20 protein-coding genes are annotated in these 21382 nt (G+C 72.4%); 10 read left to right on the top strand and 10 right to left on the bottom strand.

Annotated elements, in window-relative coordinates; genetic code table 11:
* Nucleotides 1-10 precede the first annotated feature (10 nt).
* The 5 genes from ACIQ8J_RS03115 (at nt 11) to ACIQ8J_RS03095 (ending at nt 5091) form a co-directional block, all read left to right on the top strand.
* Nucleotides 11-1039 (top strand): NADP-dependent oxidoreductase, encoded by a 1029-nt coding sequence (locus ACIQ8J_RS03115; RefSeq protein WP_403264188.1) that lies wholly within the window; start codon nt 11-13, stop codon nt 1037-1039.
* A 125-nt stretch (nt 1040-1164) separates the two neighbouring features.
* The gene (locus ACIQ8J_RS03110; protein WP_403264186.1) at nt 1165-1590 is read left to right on the top strand and encodes an organic hydroperoxide resistance protein; all 426 of its coding nucleotides are present in this window, start codon (nt 1165-1167) and stop codon (nt 1588-1590) included.
* Between the two features lie 61 nt (nt 1591-1651).
* Nucleotides 1652-2614 (top strand): prolyl aminopeptidase, encoded by a 963-nt coding sequence (gene pip / locus ACIQ8J_RS03105; RefSeq protein WP_403264185.1) that lies wholly within the window; start codon nt 1652-1654, stop codon nt 2612-2614.
* A 193-nt stretch (nt 2615-2807) separates the two neighbouring features.
* Nucleotides 2808-3617, top strand: a complete 810-nt coding sequence (locus tag ACIQ8J_RS03100; RefSeq protein WP_403264183.1) for a hypothetical protein — start codon at nt 2808-2810, stop codon at nt 3615-3617.
* Nucleotides 3618-3651: 34 nt separating this feature from the next.
* Nucleotides 3652-5091 carry a PepSY-associated TM helix domain-containing protein gene (locus tag ACIQ8J_RS03095; RefSeq protein WP_403264182.1) on the top strand — a complete coding sequence of 480 codons (1440 nt, stop codon included), beginning with the start codon at nt 3652-3654 and terminating at the stop codon, nt 5089-5091.
* Between the two features lie 49 nt (nt 5092-5140).
* On the opposite strand, the gene ACIQ8J_RS03090 is transcribed toward ACIQ8J_RS03095, so the two are convergent.
* Nucleotides 5141-6337, bottom strand: coding sequence for a pyroglutamyl peptidase (locus tag ACIQ8J_RS03090; protein WP_403265195.1), 1197 nt, complete (start codon nt 6335-6337; stop codon nt 5141-5143).
* A 237-nt stretch (nt 6338-6574) separates the two neighbouring features.
* Here ACIQ8J_RS03090 and ACIQ8J_RS03085 point away from each other — a divergent pair, with 237 nt between their 5' ends.
* Nucleotides 6575-9034, top strand: coding sequence for a glycoside hydrolase family 3 protein (locus ACIQ8J_RS03085; RefSeq protein WP_403264181.1), 2460 nt, complete (start codon nt 6575-6577; stop codon nt 9032-9034).
* Between the two features lies 1 nt (nt 9035).
* On the opposite strand, the gene ACIQ8J_RS03080 is transcribed toward ACIQ8J_RS03085, so the two are convergent.
* Nucleotides 9036-9929, bottom strand: coding sequence for an SGNH/GDSL hydrolase family protein (locus tag ACIQ8J_RS03080; RefSeq protein ID WP_403264179.1), 894 nt, complete (start codon nt 9927-9929; stop codon nt 9036-9038).
* Between the two features lie 336 nt (nt 9930-10265).
* Between ACIQ8J_RS03080 and ACIQ8J_RS03075 the strand changes: the two genes are divergently transcribed.
* On the top strand, nt 10266-10760 hold the full coding sequence (locus ACIQ8J_RS03075) for a DUF3145 domain-containing protein (RefSeq protein WP_403264178.1): 495 nt from the start codon (nt 10266-10268) through the stop codon (nt 10758-10760).
* Nucleotides 10761-10819: 59 nt separating this feature from the next.
* On the opposite strand, the gene fabF is transcribed toward ACIQ8J_RS03075, so the two are convergent.
* From fabF to ACIQ8J_RS03050, 5 genes are all read right to left on the bottom strand, one after another.
* The gene (gene fabF, locus ACIQ8J_RS03070; RefSeq protein WP_403264176.1) at nt 10820-12082 is read right to left on the bottom strand and encodes a beta-ketoacyl-ACP synthase II; all 1263 of its coding nucleotides are present in this window, start codon (nt 12080-12082) and stop codon (nt 10820-10822) included.
* A gap of 78 nt (nt 12083-12160) precedes the next feature.
* On the bottom strand, nt 12161-12409 hold the full coding sequence (locus tag ACIQ8J_RS03065; protein ID WP_403264174.1) for an acyl carrier protein: 249 nt from the start codon (nt 12407-12409) through the stop codon (nt 12161-12163).
* A 59-nt stretch (nt 12410-12468) separates the two neighbouring features.
* Entirely contained in the window at nt 12469-13467 is a 999-nt protein-coding gene (locus ACIQ8J_RS03060; protein ID WP_403264172.1) for a ketoacyl-ACP synthase III, read from the bottom strand.
* A gap of 13 nt (nt 13468-13480) precedes the next feature.
* Nucleotides 13481-14398: an ACP S-malonyltransferase gene (locus ACIQ8J_RS03055; protein ID WP_403264171.1), complete on the bottom strand. Its 918-nt coding sequence runs from the start codon at nt 14396-14398 to the stop codon at nt 13481-13483.
* 89 nt (nt 14399-14487) lie between these two features.
* On the bottom strand, nt 14488-15684 hold the full coding sequence (locus tag ACIQ8J_RS03050) for a PucR family transcriptional regulator (RefSeq protein ID WP_403264169.1): 1197 nt from the start codon (nt 15682-15684) through the stop codon (nt 14488-14490).
* Nucleotides 15685-15935: 251 nt separating this feature from the next.
* On the opposite strand from ACIQ8J_RS03050, the gene ACIQ8J_RS03045 reads away from it, so the two are divergent.
* On the top strand, nt 15936-16595 hold the full coding sequence (locus ACIQ8J_RS03045; RefSeq protein ID WP_403264168.1) for a pirin family protein: 660 nt from the start codon (nt 15936-15938) through the stop codon (nt 16593-16595).
* On the opposite strand, the gene ACIQ8J_RS03040 is transcribed toward ACIQ8J_RS03045, so the two are convergent.
* The gene (locus ACIQ8J_RS03040) at nt 16582-17400 is read right to left on the bottom strand and encodes a serine hydrolase domain-containing protein (RefSeq protein WP_403264166.1); all 819 of its coding nucleotides are present in this window, start codon (nt 17398-17400) and stop codon (nt 16582-16584) included. The genes ACIQ8J_RS03045 and ACIQ8J_RS03040 overlap by 14 nt on opposite strands.
* A gap of 142 nt (nt 17401-17542) precedes the next feature.
* Here ACIQ8J_RS03040 and ACIQ8J_RS03035 point away from each other — a divergent pair, with 142 nt between their 5' ends.
* On the top strand, nt 17543-18031 hold the full coding sequence (locus ACIQ8J_RS03035; protein WP_403264164.1) for a MerR family transcriptional regulator: 489 nt from the start codon (nt 17543-17545) through the stop codon (nt 18029-18031).
* 6 nt (nt 18032-18037) lie between these two features.
* Nucleotides 18038-19066 (top strand): aldo/keto reductase, encoded by a 1029-nt coding sequence (locus ACIQ8J_RS03030; RefSeq protein WP_403264163.1) that lies wholly within the window; start codon nt 18038-18040, stop codon nt 19064-19066.
* Nucleotide 19067: 1 nt separating this feature from the next.
* On the opposite strand, the gene ACIQ8J_RS03025 is transcribed toward ACIQ8J_RS03030, so the two are convergent.
* Both ACIQ8J_RS03025 and ACIQ8J_RS03020 read right to left on the bottom strand, forming a co-directional pair.
* On the bottom strand, nt 19068-20261 hold the full coding sequence (locus ACIQ8J_RS03025) for an acyltransferase (RefSeq protein ID WP_403265192.1): 1194 nt from the start codon (nt 20259-20261) through the stop codon (nt 19068-19070).
* A 5-nt stretch (nt 20262-20266) separates the two neighbouring features.
* Nucleotides 20267-21310 (bottom strand): alpha/beta hydrolase, encoded by a 1044-nt coding sequence (locus tag ACIQ8J_RS03020; protein WP_403264161.1) that lies wholly within the window; start codon nt 21308-21310, stop codon nt 20267-20269.
* Nucleotides 21311-21382 lie beyond the last annotated feature (72 nt).

The raw sequence follows: 21382 nt of genomic DNA, 5'->3' as shown, positions 1-21382 counted from the left end.
GACGCACCCCATGGCCACCTCGTCCGCACTCCCCGCCACCAGCCGTGAATGGCACCTCGTCGCCCGCCCGAACGGCTGGCCCGTGCCGTCGGACTTCGCGCTGCGGGAGGCCCCCGTCACCGAGCCGGCCCCGGGCCGGATCCTGGTCCGCAACCTCTTCATGTCGGTCGACCCGTACATGCGCGGCCGGATGAACGACGTGAAGTCGTACATTCCGCCGTTCCAGCTCGACAAGCCGATGCAGGGCGGCGCGGTCGGCGAGGTCGTGGCCTCGAACGACGAGAAGTTCGCCGTGGGCGACCACGTCCTGCACCCGCTGGGCTGGCGCGAGTACGCCGACGTCGAGGCGCAGCACGCCACCAAGGTGGACGCCGCTCTCGCCCCGCTCTCCGCGTACCTCGGTGTGCTGGGCATGCCGGGCCTCACCGCGTACGCGGGTCTTCTGGAGGTCGCCTCCTTCAAGGAGGGCGACGCGGTGTTCGTCTCCGGCGCGGCCGGCGCCGTCGGCAGCCAGGTCGGCCAGATCGCCCGGCTCAAGGGCGCCTCGCGGGTCATCGGCTCGGCCGGCTCCGACGAGAAGGTCAAGTGGCTGGTGGAGGAGCTCGGCTTCGACGCCGCCTTCAACTACAAGAAGGGCCCGGTCCTGGAGCAGCTGCGCGCGGCCGCCCCCGACGGCATCGACGTGTACTTCGACAACGTCGGCGGCGAGCACCTCGAAGCGGCCATCTCCGTGCTCAACGTGCACGGGCGCGCCACCATCTGCGGCATGATCGCGGGCTACAACGACACCGAGCCCACCCCCGGCCCGCGCAACATGGCCATGATCATCGGCAAGCGGCTGCGCCTCCAGGGCGTCCTGGTCGGCGACCACTACGGGCTTCAGCAGCAGTTCGTCGGCGAGGTCGCGGGCTGGCTGGCCTCGGGCGGGCTCAAGTACAGCGAGACCTTCGCCGACGGCATCGACAACGCCGTCGAGGCCTTCCTCGGCATGCTGCGCGGCGAGAACACCGGAAAGATGGTCGTCTCCCTCGGCAAGTAGGGAGCGGCGGCCGGGGTGACCCGTCGCACACTCCGCCTCACGGTTTCCGCGATCCGATAAGGTTTTTCCACATCACGGCGGCCGTGAGGCGCGAGCGGCCGCGAACCCAGGAGGAGCACCCCAGCATGTCCATCCAGAAGTCCGAGGTTCTCTACACCGCCGTCGCCACCGCCGAGAACGGCCGGGACGGCCGGGTCTCCACCGACGACGGTCAGCTGGACGTCGTCGTCAACCCGCCGAAGGCGATGGGCGGCAGCGGCGCGGGCACCAACCCGGAGCAGCTGTTCGCCGCCGGTTACAGCGCCTGCTTCCAGGGCGCGCTCGGTGTCGTGGCGCGCAACGAGAAGGCCGACATCTCCGGCTCGACCGTCACCGCGCACGTCGGCATAGGCAAGAACGACGACGGCTTCGGTATCTACGTCGAGATCACCGCGAACATCCCGAACGTGGACCGCGCCACCGCCCAGGACCTGATCGAGAAGGCCCACCAGGTCTGCCCGTACTCCAAGGCGACCCGCGGCAACATCACCGTGAACCTCGCGGTCGCGTAACCGGCGCTCGATGTGAAGGGCCGCGCCCCGGCGGGCGCGGCCCTTTGCCATGCTGGTCCCCATGACCTTTCCCGGGACCGCCCCGTACGACCACGGCATGCTCGACACCGGTGACGGCAACCACGTCTACTGGGAAGTCTGCGGAAACCCCGACGGAAAGCCCGCCGTCGCGCTGCACGGCGGGCCCGGCTCCGGCGCGGGCCCGTCCTGGCGCCGCCACTTCGACCCGGCCCGCTACCGCGTCGTCCTCTTCGACCAGCGCGGCTGCGGCCGGTCCACGCCGTCGGTCAGCGACCCGGCGACCGGCCTCGCCACCAACACCACCCAGCACCTGATCGCCGACATGGAACGGCTGCGCGCGCACCTCGGCATCGCCAAGTGGCTTGTGTACGGCGGCTCTTGGGGCTCCACGCTCGGTCTGGCGTACGCGCAGGCGCACCCGGAGCGGGTCAGTGAGGTCGTCCTCTTCTCGGTCGTGACGACCGGCCGCGCCGAAGTGGAGTGGATCACCGAGGGCGTCCGGGTCCACTTCCCCGACGCGTGGGCCGCCTTCCGCGACGCCGCCCGGCCCCGCGAGGGCGAGCGCCTGGTCGACGCGTACGCCCGGCTGCTCGCCGACCCCGATCCGGCCGTGCGCGAGGAGGCCGCCCGGAACTGGTGCCGCTGGGAGGACACGCACGTACGGGAGCCGGGGTCCCCGCTCGCCGAGGACTTCGGCGACTCGCGGTACGCCGACCCCGCCTTCCGGATGACCTTCGCCCGGCTCGTCACCCACTACTGGCGGCACGCCGCCTGGCTGGAGGACGGTCAACTCGTGGACGGAGCGGCCGAGTTGGCGGGAATTCCCGGTGTGCTCATCACCGGCGCGCAGGACATCAGCTCGCCGCCCGACCCCGCCCGTGCGCTCGCCGCTCGCTGGCCGGACTGCGAACTCGCCGTGATCGATGACGCCGGCCACGGCCTGGGCCACCCCGGAATGAGCGGGGCGGCCCAGGCGGCGCTCGACCGGTTCGCGCGCTGCTGAGCGATCGCCGCGTCGCAGACCGCGCGCGACAACTGCCCGTTCTCCGGCGCCGCGCCGCGCACCACCGTCGAGGTGCCCCGCCTCTTCGTGCCGTGGGCGCTCATCGGGGTGGAGGCGGTGACCAGCTGTGCCGGGCCTCGGGCCGACCCCCGCGCATCGGGCCGACGGCGGCAAATGGCATGATCTGGCCGTCATGACGAATGCCCGGTCGCCGCTGCGCACCCTGCGGGCCGCGATGTTCGCGGCGTTGTGCGTGGCATTGGCCGCGGTGGGGCATTCGTCCATGTCCGGCCATGACATTCCGCTGCCGGTGCTGCTCGTCGCGTTCGCCGCGACGGGAGTGCCGGCCTGGTGCGCGGCCGGACGGCAGCGCGGGGTCGCCGCCATCGCGGGCGGCCAGGTCGCCGCACAGGGCGCCCTGCACTTCCTCTTCGCCCGGACCCAGCCGATGGCCGGGATGCCGGGAACGGCGGACGCGTCGGGCCCGAGCGGCGGCCATGCGATGTCCGCGATGCCCGGCATGGCGGACTCGTCGGCCCCGATGCCCATGCCGACGATGACCTGCGGCGCGCGGTACGCCCACCTCATGCCGGGCGCGCCCGACACCCGTGCCATGCCCGATATGCCGGGCGCCGCGAGCCATGCGCACTCCATGGCCATGGACGCCGCCGCGCACACCATGTCCGGCGGCATGCTCGCCGCACACCTTCTCGCCGCGTTCGTCTGCGGCATCTGGCTGTGGCGCGGCGAGGCCGCCGCCTTCCGGCTCGCGCGGGCCGTCGGCGCGCTCGGGGTGCTCGCCGCACAACCGCTGCGCAGGGCCCTCGCTCTCGTACGGACCTGCGCACCCGCGCTGCCACGGCCCGCGCGCCGGCCGCGCCCGCACACCCGCCCGCGCCCGAGGCTGCGCGGTGCGGTGCACAGCCATGCCTTCATCCGTCGGGGGCCGCCGGGCCGGGGAGCCACCCGAGCCACGGCCCCCGGCCGACCCGCCCTCGCCTGATCCGGCGCCGGCGTGGCCAGGGGTCCCTTCACCCATGCCCACGCCCATCGTGAGGATCACCATGTCCGCCGACACCCCGGTGCGGGGAGCCGCGCCCACCGCCGCCCCCGCACCACCCGCCACCCAACGGCCCTCGATCTGGGCCGGACTGCGGCCCCTCGTCCTGCGGCTGCACTTCTACGCGGGGGTGCTGATCGCCCCGCTGCTCTTCGTCGCCGCCGCCACCGGACTGCTCTACGCCCTGTCCTTCCAGGCCGAGAACGTCGTGTACCGGCACGAACTGCGGGTCCCCGCGGGCGACACCGCGCAGCCGCTCACCGCCCAGGTCGCCGCCGCGAAGGCCGCGCACCCCGAGGGCGAGGTGACCGCCGTCTGGCCCTCGCCCGAGAAGGGCGCCACCACCCGCGTCCTGATGAAGGCCCCGGGCCTCGGCGCGGACGAGTCCCTCGCCGTGTTCGTGAACCCGTACACCAACGAGGTACGCGGCGCGCTCCCCAGCACCGGAAGCTCCGGCGCCCTGCCGCTGCGCAGCTGGCTGTCCTCCTTCCACGCCGACCTCAAGCTCGGTGAATTCGGCCGCAACTACAGCGAGCTCGCGGCCAGTTGGCTGTGGGTGGTCGCCCTCGGCGGCGTCCTGCTCTGGGTCGGCCGGCGCAGGCGGACCCGGCTGCTGCGGCCCGAGCGCGGTGCCACCGGCCGCCGTCGCACCCTGTCCTGGCACGGCTCGGTCGGGCTGTGGGCGGCGGTCGGCCTGGTGCTGCTCTCCGCCACCGGCCTCACCTGGTCGCGGTACGCGGGCGAGAACATCGCCGAGCTGAAGGACCGCGTCGGCGGCGCCACCCCCACCGTCGCGGCGGCCACCTCGGGCGGCGCGGGCGGGGGCGGCCACGAGCACCACGAGGGCATGGTGATGCCGCCCGCCGCGCCCTCCACGCTCAGCCTCGACCAGGTGGCCGAGACCGCCCGCGCCCAGGGCGTGCGGGCGAGCATCCAGATCAGCCTGCCGAGCCAGGGCAAGGGCTTCGTGGTGCGCGAGCGGGACAGCGAGTTCCCCGTGCACCTCGACTCGGTCGCCATCGACCCCGCCGACGGCCGGGTCATGGACGTGCTGCGCTTCTCCGACTATCCGCTCCTCGCGAAGCTGACCCGCTTCGGCATCGACGCGCACATGGGCCTCTTCCTCGGCCTCGCCAACCAGCTCGCGCTCGCGGCGCTCGCCGTGGCGCTGATGGCGCTGATCGTGTGGGGCTACCGCATGTGGTGGCAGCGCAGGCCCACCAAGGGGAGCGCCTTCGGTGTCGGCCGCCCGCAGCCGCGCGGCGCCTGGCGCAAGGTCCCGGTACCGGTGCTGCTCGGCCTCGCGGCGCCGGCCGCGCTGGTCGGCTGGTTCGTCCCGCTCCTCGGGATCAGCCTGCTCGCGTTCCTGGCCGTGGACGTACTGCTCGGCCTGCGCGGCCGCGTACGCCGGGCCTGAACTCCCCTGGGCCCGCGCGCAGTTGTAGCGTGCGGGCCCGCTGGGGTCCCTATTCGGCGGCCACCCCCACGATCGCCCTCATCTGGGCCACGATGTCCAGACGGTTGCGGACGAAGACCGGGTCCGTCACCGATCCCGTCGCCGGATCGGTGTTGCCCGGACCGAACTCCAGGACCGGGGTGTGCACATGGCCGCCCGGAATGCTCAGGCCCAGGCGGTCGCGGAGCAGTGTGGCCCGGTAGGCGATCTCGTTGGAGAGGTAGTCGCCGCCGCCCCCGGCGCGGGCGGTGGAACCGGGGGTCGGCCCGTCGGGGCGGTCCACCGGCTCCGTCGCCCCGGCCGGGATCTCGGTGACCGAGGTGTGGTCGTACACCGGGAAGCGACCGGTGTCGGCCGCCACGATGTCCTTGTACGGCAAGGTCGTCGTGGTCCACTGCGGCTGTGTCGCGGGGTCGCTCACCGGGACCCGCTCGGTCCGCGACACGTTGTCGTTGTCGGGGAAGCCGCCCCGCCAGGCCCCGTTGAACCGTTCGACGTCGATGCGGCCGACGCGGCCCTGGCTCACCGTCGTGAAGAGGTCCACCTTCGGCAGCACCGGCGCCAGGGCCCGTTCGACCGCCCCGTCCGCGAAGTCCTGCCAGCGCACCGGGAACGTCACGGTCTCGATCCGCGCGAGCTGCCCGTCCGCGGTGCGGATCCAGGTGCCGTCCAGGGCCAGCGCGGTCGCCCCCGAGGGGTTGCTGATCCGTATGTCGCGGTCCAGCGTGAACGGGTCGAAGCCGGTCAGCAGGATCCGCTTGAAGCCCCTGCCCTTCGGATAGTTGACGCTGGTCTGGCCCCGCGACGTCTGCTCCAGGCGGTCCAGGAGCGCCGCGCGGCCCGCCTCGGACAGGCTGAACTCCGGCTGCCAGAGCCGCAGTTCACGCATCAGGCCGAGCCGGGCCCAGTACAGCGGGCGGTCGTCGTCGCGGCTCAGGTCGCCGCCCGCCGGGCCGCGGCCCTGCACCCGGTCCACCGCCCGCCGCCACAGCCGCGTCCCCTCGCGCACGACGAGCCGCTGGGCCGCGCCGTAGGACCGTACGCCCGCCAGCTCACGGGTGAACTCCGGTGCCACGTCGGCGAATCCGCTGCGCGCCAGGATCTCCTGCGGTACCGCCTGGTCCAGGCGCTGCTCCTCCACGGTGGGCGCCTGGGGCGGGGCCGCGGCCTGTGCCGGCGTGGGGCCGAGCAGTGTGCAGAACGTCATGGCCGCGAGTGCCCAGCCGAGCCGCGCCACCCGTACACGTCGTCGCACCGGAGATCCTTCCGTCGGGGTCGGGGTGGCCCAGTATTCGCAACGAACCCGCCTGTGAACAGAGGGACTTATGGGACGTCCGGGCCGTACCGCGGCCCAGGCGGGATCCACCGGACAGGCCCTGGGGACGCGCCCCGGTGGCCGGGTCACCATGGAGCCCCCAGTGGACTTCAACGAGGAGGTACGGCCGTGGCTGGTGCACCCGTTCCCACCCCCGACCACAGCGAGGCCGTCGAAACGGCCCTCGGAAAGCTCGATCTGGAGGCGAAGGCCCGGCTGCTCGGCGGGCAGGACATGTGGTCGCTGCCCGCGCTGGCGGAGATCGGGCTGAGGTCGCTTGTGATGTCCGACGGGCCGATCGGGGTCCGCGGGGTCCGCTGGACCGCCGAGGACCCCTCGGTCGCGCTGCCCTCGCCGACCGCGCTCGCCGCGACCTGGGACCCCGAACTCGCTTTCACCGCTGGTGAGTTGCTCGCCCAGGAGGCCCGCCGCAAGGGCGTCCACGTGCTGCTCGCACCGACCGTCAACCTGCACCGCTCACCGCTCGGCGGCCGGCACTTCGAGTGCTACTCCGAGGACCCCCACCTCACCGGCGAGATCGGCTCCGGCTATGTGAACGGCGTCCAGAGCGGCGGCGTCGCCACCACCGTCAAGCACTTCGTCGCCAACGACGCCGAGACCGACCGCTTCACCGTCGACAACGTCATCGCCCCGCGCCCGCTGCGCGAGCTCTACCTCGCCCCCTTCGAGGCCATCGTCGAAAACGCCCGCCCCTGGGGCATCATGGCCGCGTACAACCAGGTCAACGGCGCCACGATGACCGAGCACCAGCACCTCCAGAACGAGGTGCTGCGCGGCGAGTGGGGCTTCGACGGAGCCGTCGTCTCCGACTGGACGGCCGCCCGCTCGACCGTCGGCGCCGTCCTCGGCGGCCTCGACATCGCGATGCCGGGCCCCAGGACCGTGTACGGCGACGCGCTGGCCGCGGCCGTCCGCAGGGGCGACGTCGAGGAGTCCGTCGTGGACGGCGCGGTGCGCAACGTCCTGCGGCTCGCCGCCCGCGTCGGCGTCCTCGACGGTGTGGCGGGCGCCGTCACCGAACTCCCGGCGCCCGTCGACGGCCAGGCGCTGGCCCGCGAGATCGCCCGCCGCGCCTTCGTCCTCGTACGGAACGAAGCACGAAACGAATGCGCCGCCCTGCCCATCGACCCGTCCCGCGTCCGCACCGTGGCCCTCGTCGGCGCCGCCGCCCGCGACGCCCGCGTCCTGGGCGGCGGCGCCGCGACCGTCTTCCCGGAACACGTCGTCTCCCCGCTCGCCGGCCTCACCGCCGCGTTGCCCGAAGGCGCGCTGAGGTACGCGGTCGGCGCCGACCCGAGCGATGAACCCGCCCCCGCCGGCGAGGGGTTCGAGCTCCGCGCCATCTGCCGCGACGCCGAGGGGAACGTCCTTGGCACCGGATCGCTGCCGGGCGGCCAGGTCCAGTGGATCGGCGACGACCTGCCCGCCGGAGTGACCCACGAGGCGCTGCACTCCGTCGAGGTCACCGGCACCTTCACCCCGCGCGAGAGCGGCGAGCACACCTTCGGCACGCGGGGCATCGGCGCGTTCACGCTCTGCCTCGACGGCCGTCTCCTCTGGGACGGCGTCCAGGAGATGGGCGACGCCTCCGACCCGTTCGAGGCGTTCTTCGGCGCCCCCGCCGAACGCGGCCGCGCCCACCTCACCGAGGGCGTACCGGTCGAGGTGTCCCTGCTGCACCCCGTGCTCAGGGCGGCCGGTGCCCCGCTCGCGGCCGTGATGTTCTCGCTCACCCACCTCGGCCCGCGGCGCGACCCCGACGAGCTGATCGCCGAGGCCGTCGAGACCGCCCGGTCCGCCGAACTCGCCGTGGTGGTGGTCGCCACCACCGACCGCGTCGAGTCCGAGGGCTTCGACCGCCGCGATCTGCGCCTGCCCGGCCGCCAGGACGACCTCGTGCGCGCCGTCGCCGCCGTCAACCCCCATACCGTCGTGGTCGTCAACGCCGGGGCACCGGTGGAACTTCCGTGGCGCGAGGACGTCGCGGCCGTGCTCCTGAGCTGGTTCCCCGGCCAGGAGGGCGGCGCCGCCCTCGCCGACGTCCTGCTCGGCCACGCCGAACCCGGCGGCCGGCTCCCCACCACCTGGCCGACGGACCTCGCCACCGCCCCGGTCACCGAGGTCCGCCCGACCGGCGGCCAACTCCCGTACACAGAAGGCCTGTTCATCGGCTACCGCGCCTACGACAAGGCCGGAGCGACCCCCGCGTACCCCTTCGGGCACGGGCTCGGCTACACGAGCTGGGAGTACGAGTCCCTGGAGGTGACCCCCGCGCACGCCACGGTCCGCGTCCGCAACACGGGTGCGCGCACGGGCCGCGAGACCGTCCAGATCTATCTGGCCCCGGTCGCAGACCCGGTGGAGCGGCCGCGGCGCTGGCTGGCCGGGTTCGCCTCCGTCGAGGCCGCGGCCGGAGCGCCGGTGGAGGTCGAAATCCCGCTGCGCAGGCGGGCGTTCGAGATCTGGGACGAGCAGACCGGCGGGTGGCAGTTCGTCCCCGGACAGTACGAGGTCCGCGCCTGCCACTGCCTGACCGACGTCCGCCTGACCGCAACCCTGGAGGTCTGAGCTACTGGGGCGCCGTCACCTTGCCGTAGGCGATCTCCGCGAGCCGGCTCTGGCCGTTCTTGCTGGGGTGGAACCAGTCCCAGTGGCTCAGCTGGTCGCCGCCGAAGTCGTAGTCGAAGACCGCGCCGCCGTCATAACGGCAGGCGCGGTCCTTGGCGCACACGTCCTTCAGGGCCTCGTTGTACGCCACGACCCGTTCGTACACCGCCGAGCGCCGTTCGGTCGCGGCCGTGCCCAGGTCGTCGGCGTCGGCCAGCATCGACTGGCAGATGCCCAGCTTCCAGATCTCCTTGCCCAGCAGACTGCCCCGCCCGGTCGACCAGAGCCGCTTCAGATCGGGCACGCTCGTCACGTACACCTGCGACTTCGGGGACACGGTGCGCAACTGCCGCAGCGCCGCCTCGAAGTCCGCGCGGAAGGCGGCCACCGGTGTCATGTCCGACACGTCGTCGCGGCAGGCGTCGTTCGCCCCGGCCATCACGGTGACCAGGCCCGGCCGCTGCGCCCCGGCCCGGCCCATCTGGGCCGGCAGATCGGCCATCCTGGCGCCCGTCTTCGCGAAGTTCCAGCTGTGCCCGGGGGCCGCCGGGCCGAGCAGCCGGACCGCGAGCGAGTCGACCGCGGTGTCGCTGCCGGTCGACCAGGAGACCTCCGGGCAGTCGGCGAGCACCGTACAGGCGTCGAAACCGCGGGTGATGGAGTCGCCCACCGCGGCGACCGACTTCGGGCTGCGGTCCCAGACCGGGGTGGGGCTCGGCGAGGGCTTCGCGGCGGCCGACGCGTGCGCGTCGGGGTGGCCGCCGCCGGACTGGCAGCCCGCGGTGACGGCGAGGGCCGCCGCCGCGAGGAGGGCGGCGGTGGCGCGGGCGCGACGGCTCCGGCAGCTGTCCGGCATCCCGGGTCCCCCTCCGTGCGGCGGTCGTGCGGCGGTCGTATGGCGCTGCGGCGTCCTCGCGAGTGAAAGCTTGGTGTTCGAAGGCGCTCCGACCGACATTACGACACCCTTGGCACTGCTCCGCGCGGTAGCTTTGGCCCGTCCAGCCAGAGGAACCACGCCAGACGACTCCGGTAAATTACATCACGTCACATACTGTCCCATTTCAGGAGATTAGCTCCCGATGCTGTTTACTGTTGAACCCAGGGGCAGAATGTCAGGTGCTGTCCTGACCGGGAACGGCAGGGGCGCGAGGCCGCTGGGGAAGGCGAACCTCGAACCGCACTGGAGGTCCCGGTGACGACACGTGGAGTTCTGTACGTCCACTCCGCCCCGCGCGCGCTCTGCCCGCACGTCGAATGGGCGGTGGGCGGCGTCCTGGGGGTGCGCGTCCAGCTCGACTGGATCCGCCAGCCGGCCTCGCCCGGCACCTGGAGAGCCGAGTTCTCCTGGCGGGGCGAACCGGGCACCGCCTCCAAGCTGGCCTCCGCGCTGCGCGGCTGGCACCTGCTGCGCTTCGAGGTCACGGCCGAGCCCTGCGCCACCGCGGAGGGCGAGCGCTACAGCGCCACCCCCACCCTCGGCATCTACCACGCCGTCACCGGAATCCACGGCGACATCCTGATCCCGGAGGACCGGCTGCGCGCGGCCCTGGCCCGTTCCGTCCAGGGCGAGACCGACCTGGAGGCCGAGATCGCCAAGCTGCTCGGCAAGCCCTGGGACGACGAGCTGGAGCCCTTCCGCTACGCGGGCGAGGGCGCCCCGGTCCGCTGGCTGCACCAGGTCGTCTGAGCCGCGTACGTACGCGAAAGGGCCCCCACCCGCAGGTGGGGGCCCTTTCAGCTGCGTACTCAGACCGAGCGGAACGCCAGCACCACGTTGTGGCCGCCGAAGCCGAACGAGTTGTTGATCGCGGAGATCGAACCCTCGGGGAGCTTGCGGGGCTCGCTGCTCACCAGGGCCGGGTCGACCGCGTCGTCGAGGTCGTCGATGTTGATGGTCGGCGGGGCCGTGCGGTGGTACAGGGCCAGCACCGTGGCGACGGTCTCGATGCCGCCCGCGCCGCCGAGGAGGTGGCCGGTCATCGACTTCGTGGCGGAGATCGCCACATGGTCCAGGTCGTCGCCGAGGACCTTGCGCAGCGCCTTGATCTCGGCGATGTCGCCCTGCGGGGTCGACGTCGCGTGCGCGTTGAGGTGGACCACCTCGGACGGCTTCAGGTCCGTCGATTCGAGCAGGTTCTGTACCGCGGCGGCCACACCCCGGCCGGTCGGCTCGGGCTGCGCGATGTGGTGGCTGTCGGCCGACAGGCCCTGGCCGAGGACCTCGCAGTAGACCCGCGCACCGCGCTTGGCCGCGTGCTCGGCCGACTCCAGGACGACGACGCCGGCGCCCTCGCCGAGGACGAAGCCGTCCCGGGCCTTGTCGTACGGGCGCGAGGCCTGCTCGGGGTGGTCGTTGTTCTTGGACATAGCCATCATGTTGGCGAACGCCGCGATGGGCAGCGGGTGGATGGCCGCCTCGGTACCGCCGGCGACCACGACATCGGCGCGGCCGGTGCGGATCATCTCGACGGCGTACCCGATGGCCTCGGCACCCGAGGCGCACGCGGAGACGGGGGTGTGGACGCCCGCGCGGGCGTTCACCTCAAGGCCGACGTTGGCCGAGGGGCCGTTCGGCATGAGCATCGGCACGGTGTGCGGGGAGACCCGGCGTACGCCCTTCTCCTTCAGCACGTCGTACTGGTCGAGCAGGGTGGTGACACCGCCGATGCCCGACGCGATGACCGTGCCCAGGCGCTCCGGGGTGACACCGGTGTCATCGCCCGCGGGGGCGGTGAAACCCGCGTCGGCCCAGGCCTCCTTGGCCGCGATCAGCGCGAACTGCGCCGAGCGGTCCAGCTTGCGGGCCAGCGGGCGGGGCAGCACCTCGCCGGGGTCGACCGCCGCCACGGCGGCGATCCGTACCGGCAGTTCGGCAAAGCGCTCGTCCTCTAGACGGCGGACACCGGAGCGTCCCGCCAGCAGACCTTCCCAGGTCGAGGCCGAGTCGCCACCCAGCGGTGTGGTTGCGCCGATACCGGTGACGACCACGGTGCGATTGGTCGAGCTCACAGGAAATTTCTCCACGTGTGTAAGGGGCGTGAATCAGCGGCGCCACCGCTGGGTGGCAGACCGAATTCAGGTCCTGAATCAGGCCTGGTGCTTCAGGATGTAGTCGGCGGCGTCGCCAACGGTCTTGAGGTTCTTGACGTCCTCGTCCGGGATCTTGACGTCGAAGCGCTCTTCGGCGGCGACGACGACCTCGACCATGGACAGCGAGTCGACGTCCAGGTCGTCGGTGAAGGACTTGTCCAGCTTGACGTCCTCGACCGGGATACCAGCGATCTCGTTGACGATCTCGGCGAGGCCCTCGACGATCTGCTCCTGCGTGGCGGCCATGTTGGCGCTCCTTCGGTGTTAATGCTTCGATTTACGGGCTTCCGGAAGATCCGGAGTGCCTAGGGGAGGGTAACGACCGTCGCGGCGTACACGAGACCCGCCCCGAAGCCGATGACGAGCGCGGTGTCGCCGCTCTTCGCCTGTCCGGTCGCCAGGAGCCGCTCCATTGCGAGCGGGATCGAGGCGGCCGAGGTGTTGCCGGTGGTTTCCACGTCACGCGCGACCGTGACGTGCTCCGGCAGTTTGAGAGTCTTCACCATCGAGTCGATGATCCGCATATTGGCCTGGTGCGGAATGAAGACGTCCAGGTCGTCCGCGGTGATTCCGGCCGCGTCCAGCGCCTGCTGGGCGACCTTCGCCATCTCGAACACGGCCCAGCGGAACACCGCCTGGCCCTCCTGCGTGATCGTGGGGAACTTGCCCGTGGAGCTGTCGTACTCCGTCCACGGCACGGTCTGCTTGATGGTCTCGGACTTGTCGCCCTCCGAACCCCAGATGGTGGGGCCGATGGCCGGTTCCTCGCAGGGGCCGACGACCACGGCGCCCGCGCCGTCGCCGAACAGGAAGGCCGTCGCGCGGTCCTCCAGGTCGGTCAGGTCGCTCAGCCGCTCCACGCCGATGACCAGGACGTACTGGGCGGAACCCTCGACGATCATGCCCTTGGCGAGGGTCAGACCGTAGCCGAAGCCCGCGCAGCCGGCCGAGATGTCGAAGGCCGCGGCACGGTTCGTGCCCAGCTTGTCGGCGATCTCGGTGGCGACGGCCGGGGTCTGCTTGAAGTGCGAGACGGTGGAGACGATCACACCGCCGATCTGGTCGGCGGAGATGCCGGCGTTCGCGATCGCCTTGCCGGAGGCCTCGATCGACATCGCGGCCACGGTCTCCTCGGCGGAGGCCCAGTGACGGGTCGCGATGCCCGAGCGCGAGCGGATCCACTCGTCGGAGGAGTCGATCGTTTCGAGGATCACCTCGTTGGGCACCACGCGCACGGGACGGTAGCCGCCCACGCCCATGATGCGCGCGTACGGGGCGCCCTTGCTGGGCCTGATCTTCGACATGGGGCTCGGCTCCTTAGGCGGATGCATGCTCGGCGATGAGCGCGCGAGCCGCGTCGAGGTCGGCGGGGGTCTTCAGGGCGACGGTCTTGACGCCCGGCAGCGCGCGCTTGGCGAGCCCGGTCAGGGTGCCGCCCGGACACAGCTCGACCACGGCCGTCGCGCCCAGCTCCTTGAAGGTTTCCATGCACAGGTCCCAACGGACCGGATTCGAGACCTGGTTGACGAGCCGCGCCACGATCTCCTCGCCCGTCGCGACGGCCCTGCCGTCGGCGTTCGAGACGTACGTGAACTTCGGGTCGGCGATGTCGAGGGACTTCGCCGCCTCCTCCAACGCCGCCACGGCCGGGGCCATGTGGTGCGTGTGGAAGGCGCCGGCCACCTTGAGGGCCACCACGCGGCGCACGCCCTCGGGCTTGTCGGCCTCCAGGGCGGCGAGCTGCTCGGCGGTGCCGGCGGCCACGATCTGGCCCGCGCCGTTCACGTTCGCGGGGGTGAGCCCGAGCTTCTCCAGGTGCGGCAGGACGACCTCCGGCTCACCGCCGAGCAGGGCGGCCATGCCGGTCGGCGTGACGGCCGCGGCCTCGGCCATGCCCAGGCCCCGCTTGCGGACGAAACCGAGCGCGGCCTCCTCGGAGAGGACGCCCGCGAAGGCGGTGGCGGTGATCTCTCCGACGCTGTGCCCGGCGACCGCGCCGGGCACGACGTCACCCAGGGCGGAGGCGGACAGCAGGCCCGCGGCGACCAGCAGGGGCTGGGCCACGGCGGTGTCGCGGATCGCGTCGGCGTCCGCCTGTGTGCCGTAGTGGACGAGATCAAGACCGATGGCGTCGGACCACGCGGCGAGCCGGTCGGCGGCGCCGGGGAGATCGAGCCAGGGGGTCAGGAAGCCGGGCGTCTGAGCGCCTTGGCCGGGAGCGACGAGTACGAGCACTCTCACACTCTCTCTTGTGGACGGCTCCGCACGCCCGTGAGGACAGGGACGAAGAACCGTCGGGGGAATTGTGGGTGTCCGACAAAAGTCTAGGACTGCGAATCTGCGTCGGCCAGGCGCCCCAGGATCAGCGCGATCCTCAGCGTGAACGCGGAGCGTACATCGGAGGGTGACCATCCGGTGACGTCCGTCACACGTCGGAGCCGGTAGCGAACGGTATTGGGGTGAACGAACAACATCCGGGCCGCGCCTTCCAGACTGCTCGCCTGCTCCAGGTAGACACTCAAGGTTTCCAGGAGCGCGGAGCCGGCCTCCTCCAGCGGTCTGTAGATCTCCTCCACCAGCTGCTCGCGCGCGGCGGGATCCGAGGCGATCGCCCGCTCCGGCAGCAGATCGTCCGCCAGAACCGGCCGGGGCGCGTCCTGCCAGGCCGAACACGCCTTCAGGCCGGCCGCGGCGGCCTGCGCGGAGCGGGTCGCGGCCAGCAGGTCGGGGACGATGGGGCCCGCGACGACGGGGCCCGCCGCGTACGGCCCGATCAGACCCTTCGCCACCTGCAGCGGGTTGTCGCTGCCGCCCGCGATGACCACGAGGCGGTCGCCGAGCACCCCGGTGAGCACCTGGAGCTTGGCGTGCCGGGCGGCCCGCCGGATCGCCTCCACGGTCAGCTCGCTGTCGCCGTCCGGCGCCGTACCGAGCACGACACACACGTGCTCCGGCGAATTCCAGCCAAGGGCCGCGGCCCGGGACACGGCCCCCTCGTCGGCCTCGCCGGACAGCACCGCGTTGACGACGAGCGATTCGAGCCGGGCGTCCCAGGCGCCGCGCGCCTCGGCGGCCTGCGCGTACACCTGGGCGGTCGCGAAGGCGATCTCCCGGGCGTACACGAGCAGTGCCTCGCGCAGGATCGACTCGTCGCCCGGGGCCGCGACCTCCTCGATCGCGGTCTCCATGACCTCGATGGTGGTCCGCACCATCTCCACGGTCTGGCGCAATGTGATGGCCCGGGTCAGCTCGCGCGGGGCCGTGCCGAAGACGTCGGTCGAGATGGCCTGCGGCGTCTCGGGGTGCCGGAACCACTCGGTGAAGGCCGCGATACCGGCCTGGGCGACCAGACCGATCCAGGACCGGTTCTCCGGCGGCATCGCCCGGTACCACGGCAGCGTCTCGTCCATGCGGGCGATGGCGTTCGCGGCGAGCCGCCCCGAGGACTGCTCAAGACGCTTCAGGGTCGCGGCATGCGGATGGGCATTCTTCGCGGGCTGTACGGGATCGGGTGCTGGCACGGGGACAAGACTGCCTTATCAGGACGCCCGCCCGCCGGGCCGGGGTGAGACCTAGCGGCAAATGGGGGGCGGCGACGCGGGGCTGGGGCACGCACCTCGCCGCGTTGTCGTCACTCGCCGATTCCCCCGAGCTCTTGACGAGCAGGGGGGACCCCCATCGCATCGACTCCCTCCTCCGCCTTGCGATGCACGCACCCCAGCCCCGCTCCTTCTCCCACCCCCCATTTGCCGCTAGGTCTACGGTGGACGACGTGATTTCAGTCAGGCGCGGCGACGAGCGTTACCCCGGTGGGGAACCGGACGCCGGTATCGAATCCCTGCACGCCTTCTCCTTCGGCCGGTTCTACGAGCCCGACAACCTCCGCTTCGGTGCGGTCCTCGCCTGCAACGAGGAGCGGCTCGCACCCGGCGCGGGCTTCGACGAGCATCCGCACAGCCATACCGAGATCGTCACCTGGGTCGTCGAGGGCGAGCTCACCCACCGCGACTCGGCGGGCCGCACCACGGTGGTGCGCCCCGGTGACGTGCAGTGCCTCAGCTCGGCGGCCGGCGTCCGGCACGAGGAGCGCAACGAGGGCGCGGCTCCGCTGGTCTTCCTCCAGATGTGGCTGGCGCCCGCGCAGCCGGGCGGCGAGCCCGGGTACGAGATCGTCCGCGGCATCGCGGACTCCACGCCCTACGCGGTGCGCTCCGCGGGCGCCCTGCTCCACGCCCGCCGTCTCGCGCCCGGCGAGCGCGCCGAGGTCCCGGACGCGCCCGCGGTGTACGTCCATGTCGTACGCGGCCGGGTGCGTCTGGCCAAGGAGGAGCTGGCGGCCGGCGACTCGGCGCGGATCACCGGTGCGCCGGGCCTTGAGCTGACCGCGGACGAGGCCGCAGAGGTCCTGCTCTGGGAGTTCAGCGCCGGGTGAACTCGGCGAGCACCGCGTCCGTGAACGCGGGCCAGGCCTCGGCCGCCCAGGGGCCGAACGCGCGGTCCGTCAGGGCCACGCAGGCCAGGCCCGCGTCCGGGTCGATCCACAGGAACGTACCGGACTGGCCGAAGTGGCCGAAGGTGCGCGGCGAGGACGAACTGCCCGTCCAGTGCGGGGACTTGGCGCTGCGGATCTCGAAGCCGAGGCCCCAGTCGTTGGGGTTCTGGTGACCGTAGCCGGGCAGCACGCCCTTGAGGCCCGGGTACTGCACCTGCATCGCCTCGGCGACCGTGGCCGGATGCAATAGCTGCGGCGCCTGCACCTCCGCCGCGAACCTCACGAGGTCCTCGACGCTCGACACGCCGTCCTTGGCGGGGGAGCCTTCGAGGCCGCTGTCCGCCATGCCGAGCGGCTCGAACACCGCCTGGCGGAGGTAGTCGGCGAAGGGGATGCCCGACTGCTTCGCGATGTGGTCGCCGAGCACCTCGAACCCCGCGTTGGAGTACAGCCGGCGCTCGCCGGGCGGCGCCGTCACCCGGTGCTCGTCGAAGGCGAGCCCCGAGGTGTGCGCGAGCAGGTGCCGGACCGTGGCGCCCGCGGGCCCGGCCGGCTCGTCGAGCTCGATCGCCCCCTCCTCGTACGCGACGAGGGCCGCGTAGGCGGTGAGCGGCTTGGTGACGGAGGCCAGCGGGAACCGGTGGGACACCGGCCCGTGCGTGCCGGCAAGCGTTCCGTCGGCCCGTACGACTGCCGCCGCGGCGGTCGGCACTGGCCAGTTCTCGATGATCCGCAGGCTCTCCATGCGTACGAGCCTAAAGGGTGCTCCGGGCGGGCCGCGCCGGGTGCTCGGACGCCGCCGGGCCGGTCTCTGCTCGGCCGAGTGCAGCAAGACGTACCGGATATCACTTGCTTGGAGTGCACTCCAAGGTTCTAGCGTGGTGGTCATGACGGTGATCGCAGACACTCCGGCCGCGGTGCGGCAGGCGGCGCACGACTGCTCGACGCGGCCGACCCACCCGCGCCCCGACGGGCAGGACCGCTACACGATCAGCGAGGTCGTGGCGCGTTCCGGACTCACCGCGCACACCCTTCGCTGGTACGAGCGGATCGGCCTGATGCCGCACGTGGACCGCTCGCACACCGGCCAGCGGCGGTTCAGCAACAAGGACCTGGACTGGCTGGCCTTCGTCGGCAAGCTGCGGCTGACCGGAATGCCGGTCGCCGACATGGTCCGGTACGCCGAACTCGTCCGCGAGGGGCAGCACACCGTCGAGGCCCGCCAGGAGCTCCTGGAGCAGACCCGGCGCGATGTCATAGCGCGCATGGCGGAGCTCCAGGACACGCTCGCCGTACTCGACTACAAGATCGACTTCTACGCGGACGCCCGCAAGGCGTCGGAAGCGGACGCCCGCATGGCGTCGGAAAGGGTCTGAACACCCATGAGCAGCAGCCCCGTTGAGAAGATCAGCACGGTACGGCTCGGCAACGAAGGCCCGCGGATCGGCGTCCAGGGCTTCGGCGCCATGGGCATCAGCGAGTTCTACGGCGACACCGACCAGACCGCGGCCCGCGACACCCTGGAGGCCACCCTCGAAGCGGGCGTCAGCCTCATCGACACCGCCGATGTGTACGGCTCCGGAGCCAACGAGGAGTTCCTCGCCCCGTTCCTCGCCGCCCACCGCGACGAGGTGACCCTGGCCACCAAGTTCGCCATCGAGCGCCGCGCGGAGGACCCGCAGTACCGGGGCATCAACAACTCGCCCGTGTACATCAAGAAGGCCGTCGAGGCGAGCCTGCGCCGCCTGGGCATCGACGTCATCGACCTGTACTACATGCACCGCCGCGACCCCCAGGTGCCGCTGGCCGAGTCCGTCGGCGCGATGGCCGAGCTGGTCCAGGAGGGCAAGGTCAAGTACCTGGGGCTGAGCGAGGTGACCGGCGCCGAGCTGCGCGAGGCGTACGCCGTGCACCCGATCGCCGCCCTCCAGTCGGAGTGGTCGGTCTTCAGCCGTGACGTCGAGCGCAGCGCCGTGCCGGCCGCCGCCGAACTCGGCGTGACCTTCGTGCCGTACTCGCCGCTCGGCCGCGGCTTCCTCACCGGCGCGTTCGCCGACGCGAGCAAGGAGCTGTCCGGTACGGACTTCCGCAAGTTCCAGCCGCGCTTCACCGGTGACAACGCGGTGGCCAACGCGGCCCTGCTCGAACCCCTCCACAAGATCGCCGCGGCGCACGGCGCGACGACCGCGCAGATCGCGCTCGCCTGGGTGCAGCAGCGGGCCCAGGTGCACGGCCTGACCGTCGTGCCGATCCCCGGCACCCGCAAGCGCAGCCGCCTCCTGGAGAACACCGGGGCGACCCGCATCACGCTGAGCGCCGAGGAGCTGGCGCTCCTGGAGCCGATCGCGGGTCAGGTGGCCGGCGACCGCTACCCGGACATGTCGTCCACCTCGGCGGCCCGCGAGCAGTAGGTCACGCCAGGCCCAGAGCGAACACCGCGAAGCCCGCCGAGAGCAGCCCCGCCGCTGCCCGGCGGGCCTTCGTCGCCTTCGCCCAGGGCGCCTCGAAGCCGCGTGCGTAACGGGCGATGACCGCGAGCAGCACCGCGAACACCGGCATCCACGCGAGCCGTTCACCGATCCACGCCAGGGTGTCGGGCGCGGTGGTCAGCCCCGGCACGCGGCCGGCGAGGGAAGCGGGCACGGCCGCCGCGAGCAGCGCCGTCTGGTGCCAGCACAGGATGGTCATCGCGGACAGGTTGATGACCATCACTGGCGCCCAACGGGCCGGCTCCTTCAGCCAGTTGGTGATCCTGTCGTGCAGCAGGATCGCGGCGCCCGACTGGGCCGCGGCGAGTGCGAGGACGAGCAGCGACGGCGGATGCGAGTTGGTACGGGCCGTACCCGGCACGCCGACCATCGACGCCGGGTAGTGGAAGACGACGAGCAGCGCGGCGAAGAGCAGCGACCCGCCCGCGAGCAGCAGCCGTCCGCCGCGCCTCCCGATCCTCTTCTCGCCCCAGCAGACGCCGAGTTGGTACGCGAACAGCCAGCCCGGCAGGAGGTTGATCAGCGAGAGCCAGGACGGCATGGCGTCGGCGTACGGTCCGTAACGCAGGAAGTCGACGACGGCGACCGAGCCGAGCAGCGGGGCCGCGGCCCAGCCCCCCAGCCTGCGGGCGGCGCGTACGCAGTACGGGGTGAGCGCGGTGACGGCCGCGTACACCCCGACGAACCAGAGCGGCTGGATCACCAGCGTCGATCCGGTGCGCAGGGTGTCGCCGGGCACCCCGAGGGCGTGCAGCACCGGGATCATGGCGGCCCAGACGGCGGTGACACCGAGCACGGGCCGCCCGAGCCGCGCGATCCGCCCCCTCAGCCACTGGGCCGCCGACCCCTTGCGGCGGTTGAAGGACAGCACCGAGGCATAGCCGCCGACCAGGAAGAAGATGCCGAGCATCTGGAGGATCCAGCTGGCCGGCGCGAAGCCCGCGAACGCGGAGAGCGGGCTCGCGTTGTGCAGCGCGCCCCCGCTGTCGCGGGTGAACCCGCCGAGCAGCCAGTGCCCGGTCGGCACGGCGAGCAGCGCGAGGGCGCGCAGCCCGTCGATGGCGCGGTCGCGGTGGGCGGGGGTGCGCCGCTCGATGTCCGCGACGGCCTCGGTCAGCGCACTCACCCCACATCTCCCGTCGCGATGGCGGCGAAGGCCTTGAGGGACTCGGTGCCGGGGGCGAAGTAGCCGGTGTGGCCCTGGGCGTCGGCGGCGGGCACCCGGCGGGCGCCGAACGCCGGGTCGGTGGGGTCGGCACCGTGGCCGAGACCCGCGAACTCGATGTGCGGTACGTCGTCGATCCAGTCCGAGGGGTCCTTGGCGGCCCACACCCGGGCGCCGGTGTGCAGGTCGGTGGCGGTGTCGGCGCGCATGCCGGGGGAGCCGAGCGCCACGATGTCCGAGGCGTCGGTGTCCTTGGCCGCGAGCCCGCACACCACGGATCCGTAGCTGTGGCAGAACAGCACCGGGTCGGGCGCGCCGACGGCGTCGAGCCCCTCGGTGAGACGCGTCAGCCGCTCGGCCCCCGCCTCGGCGAGCTTCCCGGTGGCCGCGTCGATCCCGACCCCGACCGGGGTGGTGTAGCCGGCCCAGGCGATCACGGCGGTGGCGCCGTGGGTCGCGGTCCGCAGCGAGGCGGCCATTCCGGCGGGGGTGCCGTACCGGTCGTTCGTGCGGTCGAAGGTCCCGGCGTCGATGTCGGAGCCGGGGACGACGACGGACACATGCGCGGCTCGGTCCAACTCCCCGTAAACCTCGGCCACTTGACCGCGACCTCGCGGATCGAACGCGAGGATCTGCCGCCCGGGGTCGGCGAGCCGCGCGTACCGCTCGTTGTGCGTGGCGGAGATGGCGAGCCGGTTCGCCTCGTACCGCAGGTGTACGGGGGCGCCGTCCAGGTTCCCCACGGTCTGGGGGTGGCGGCGGGCCAGTGTCTGCTGCTCGGGCTCGCTCAACCCGGCGAAGAACAGGGCGACGTCGCGGGGTGTCGCGGTCGCCGGGTCGGGCAGCGGGCGCCCGAGCGCGGTGTCGGCCCGCCAGGCGGCGGCGCCGGGCGGCGGCCCGGTGACGGCCTGCTGAGCGTCGGCCGCCGCCCACCCCGCCGTCCCCGCGACGACCGCCCCCACCAGTGCGGCAGCGACAACCGCCCTCCCGAACCGACGCATGCCCCGACTCCCTTCCTTCGCCGTTCCTTGACGAGGAGGAAGGTAGGAAGGCGGTGGGGGCCGGGGCGTCGG

The organism is Streptomyces sp. NPDC094147 (assembly GCF_044764265.1).
GTDB lineage: Bacteria > Actinomycetota > Actinomycetes > Streptomycetales > Streptomycetaceae > Streptomyces.
Note: the sequence above shows the minus strand (reverse complement) of the source record. Positions and strands in the feature narration are given on the sequence as shown.

Excerpts from the sequence above, each read along its gene's own strand:
- ACIQ8J_RS03115 (WP_403264188.1), top strand. The coding sequence starts at position 11 with ATGGCCACCTCGTCCGCACTCCCCGCCACCAGCCGTGAATGGCACCTC.
- ACIQ8J_RS03110 (WP_403264186.1), top strand. The coding sequence starts at position 1,165 with ATGTCCATCCAGAAGTCCGAGGTTCTCTACACCGCCGTCGCCACCGCC.
- pip (WP_403264185.1), top strand. The coding sequence starts at position 1,652 with ATGACCTTTCCCGGGACCGCCCCGTACGACCACGGCATGCTCGACACC.
- ACIQ8J_RS03100 (WP_403264183.1), top strand. The coding sequence starts at position 2,808 with ATGACGAATGCCCGGTCGCCGCTGCGCACCCTGCGGGCCGCGATGTTC.
- ACIQ8J_RS03095 (WP_403264182.1), top strand. The coding sequence starts at position 3,652 with ATGCCCACGCCCATCGTGAGGATCACCATGTCCGCCGACACCCCGGTG.
- ACIQ8J_RS03090 (WP_403265195.1), bottom strand. The coding sequence starts at position 6,337 with ATGACGTTCTGCACACTGCTCGGCCCCACGCCGGCACAGGCCGCGGCC.
- ACIQ8J_RS03080 (WP_403264179.1), bottom strand. The coding sequence starts at position 9,929 with ATGCCGGACAGCTGCCGGAGCCGTCGCGCCCGCGCCACCGCCGCCCTC.
- ACIQ8J_RS03065 (WP_403264174.1), bottom strand. The coding sequence starts at position 12,409 with ATGGCCGCCACGCAGGAGCAGATCGTCGAGGGCCTCGCCGAGATCGTC.
- ACIQ8J_RS03060 (WP_403264172.1), bottom strand. The coding sequence starts at position 13,467 with ATGTCGAAGATCAGGCCCAGCAAGGGCGCCCCGTACGCGCGCATCATG.
- ACIQ8J_RS03040 (WP_403264166.1), bottom strand. The coding sequence starts at position 17,400 with ATGGAGAGCCTGCGGATCATCGAGAACTGGCCAGTGCCGACCGCCGCG.
- ACIQ8J_RS03035 (WP_403264164.1), top strand. The coding sequence starts at position 17,543 with ATGACGGTGATCGCAGACACTCCGGCCGCGGTGCGGCAGGCGGCGCAC.
- ACIQ8J_RS03030 (WP_403264163.1), top strand. The coding sequence starts at position 18,038 with ATGAGCAGCAGCCCCGTTGAGAAGATCAGCACGGTACGGCTCGGCAAC.
- ACIQ8J_RS03020 (WP_403264161.1), bottom strand. The coding sequence starts at position 21,310 with ATGCGTCGGTTCGGGAGGGCGGTTGTCGCTGCCGCACTGGTGGGGGCG.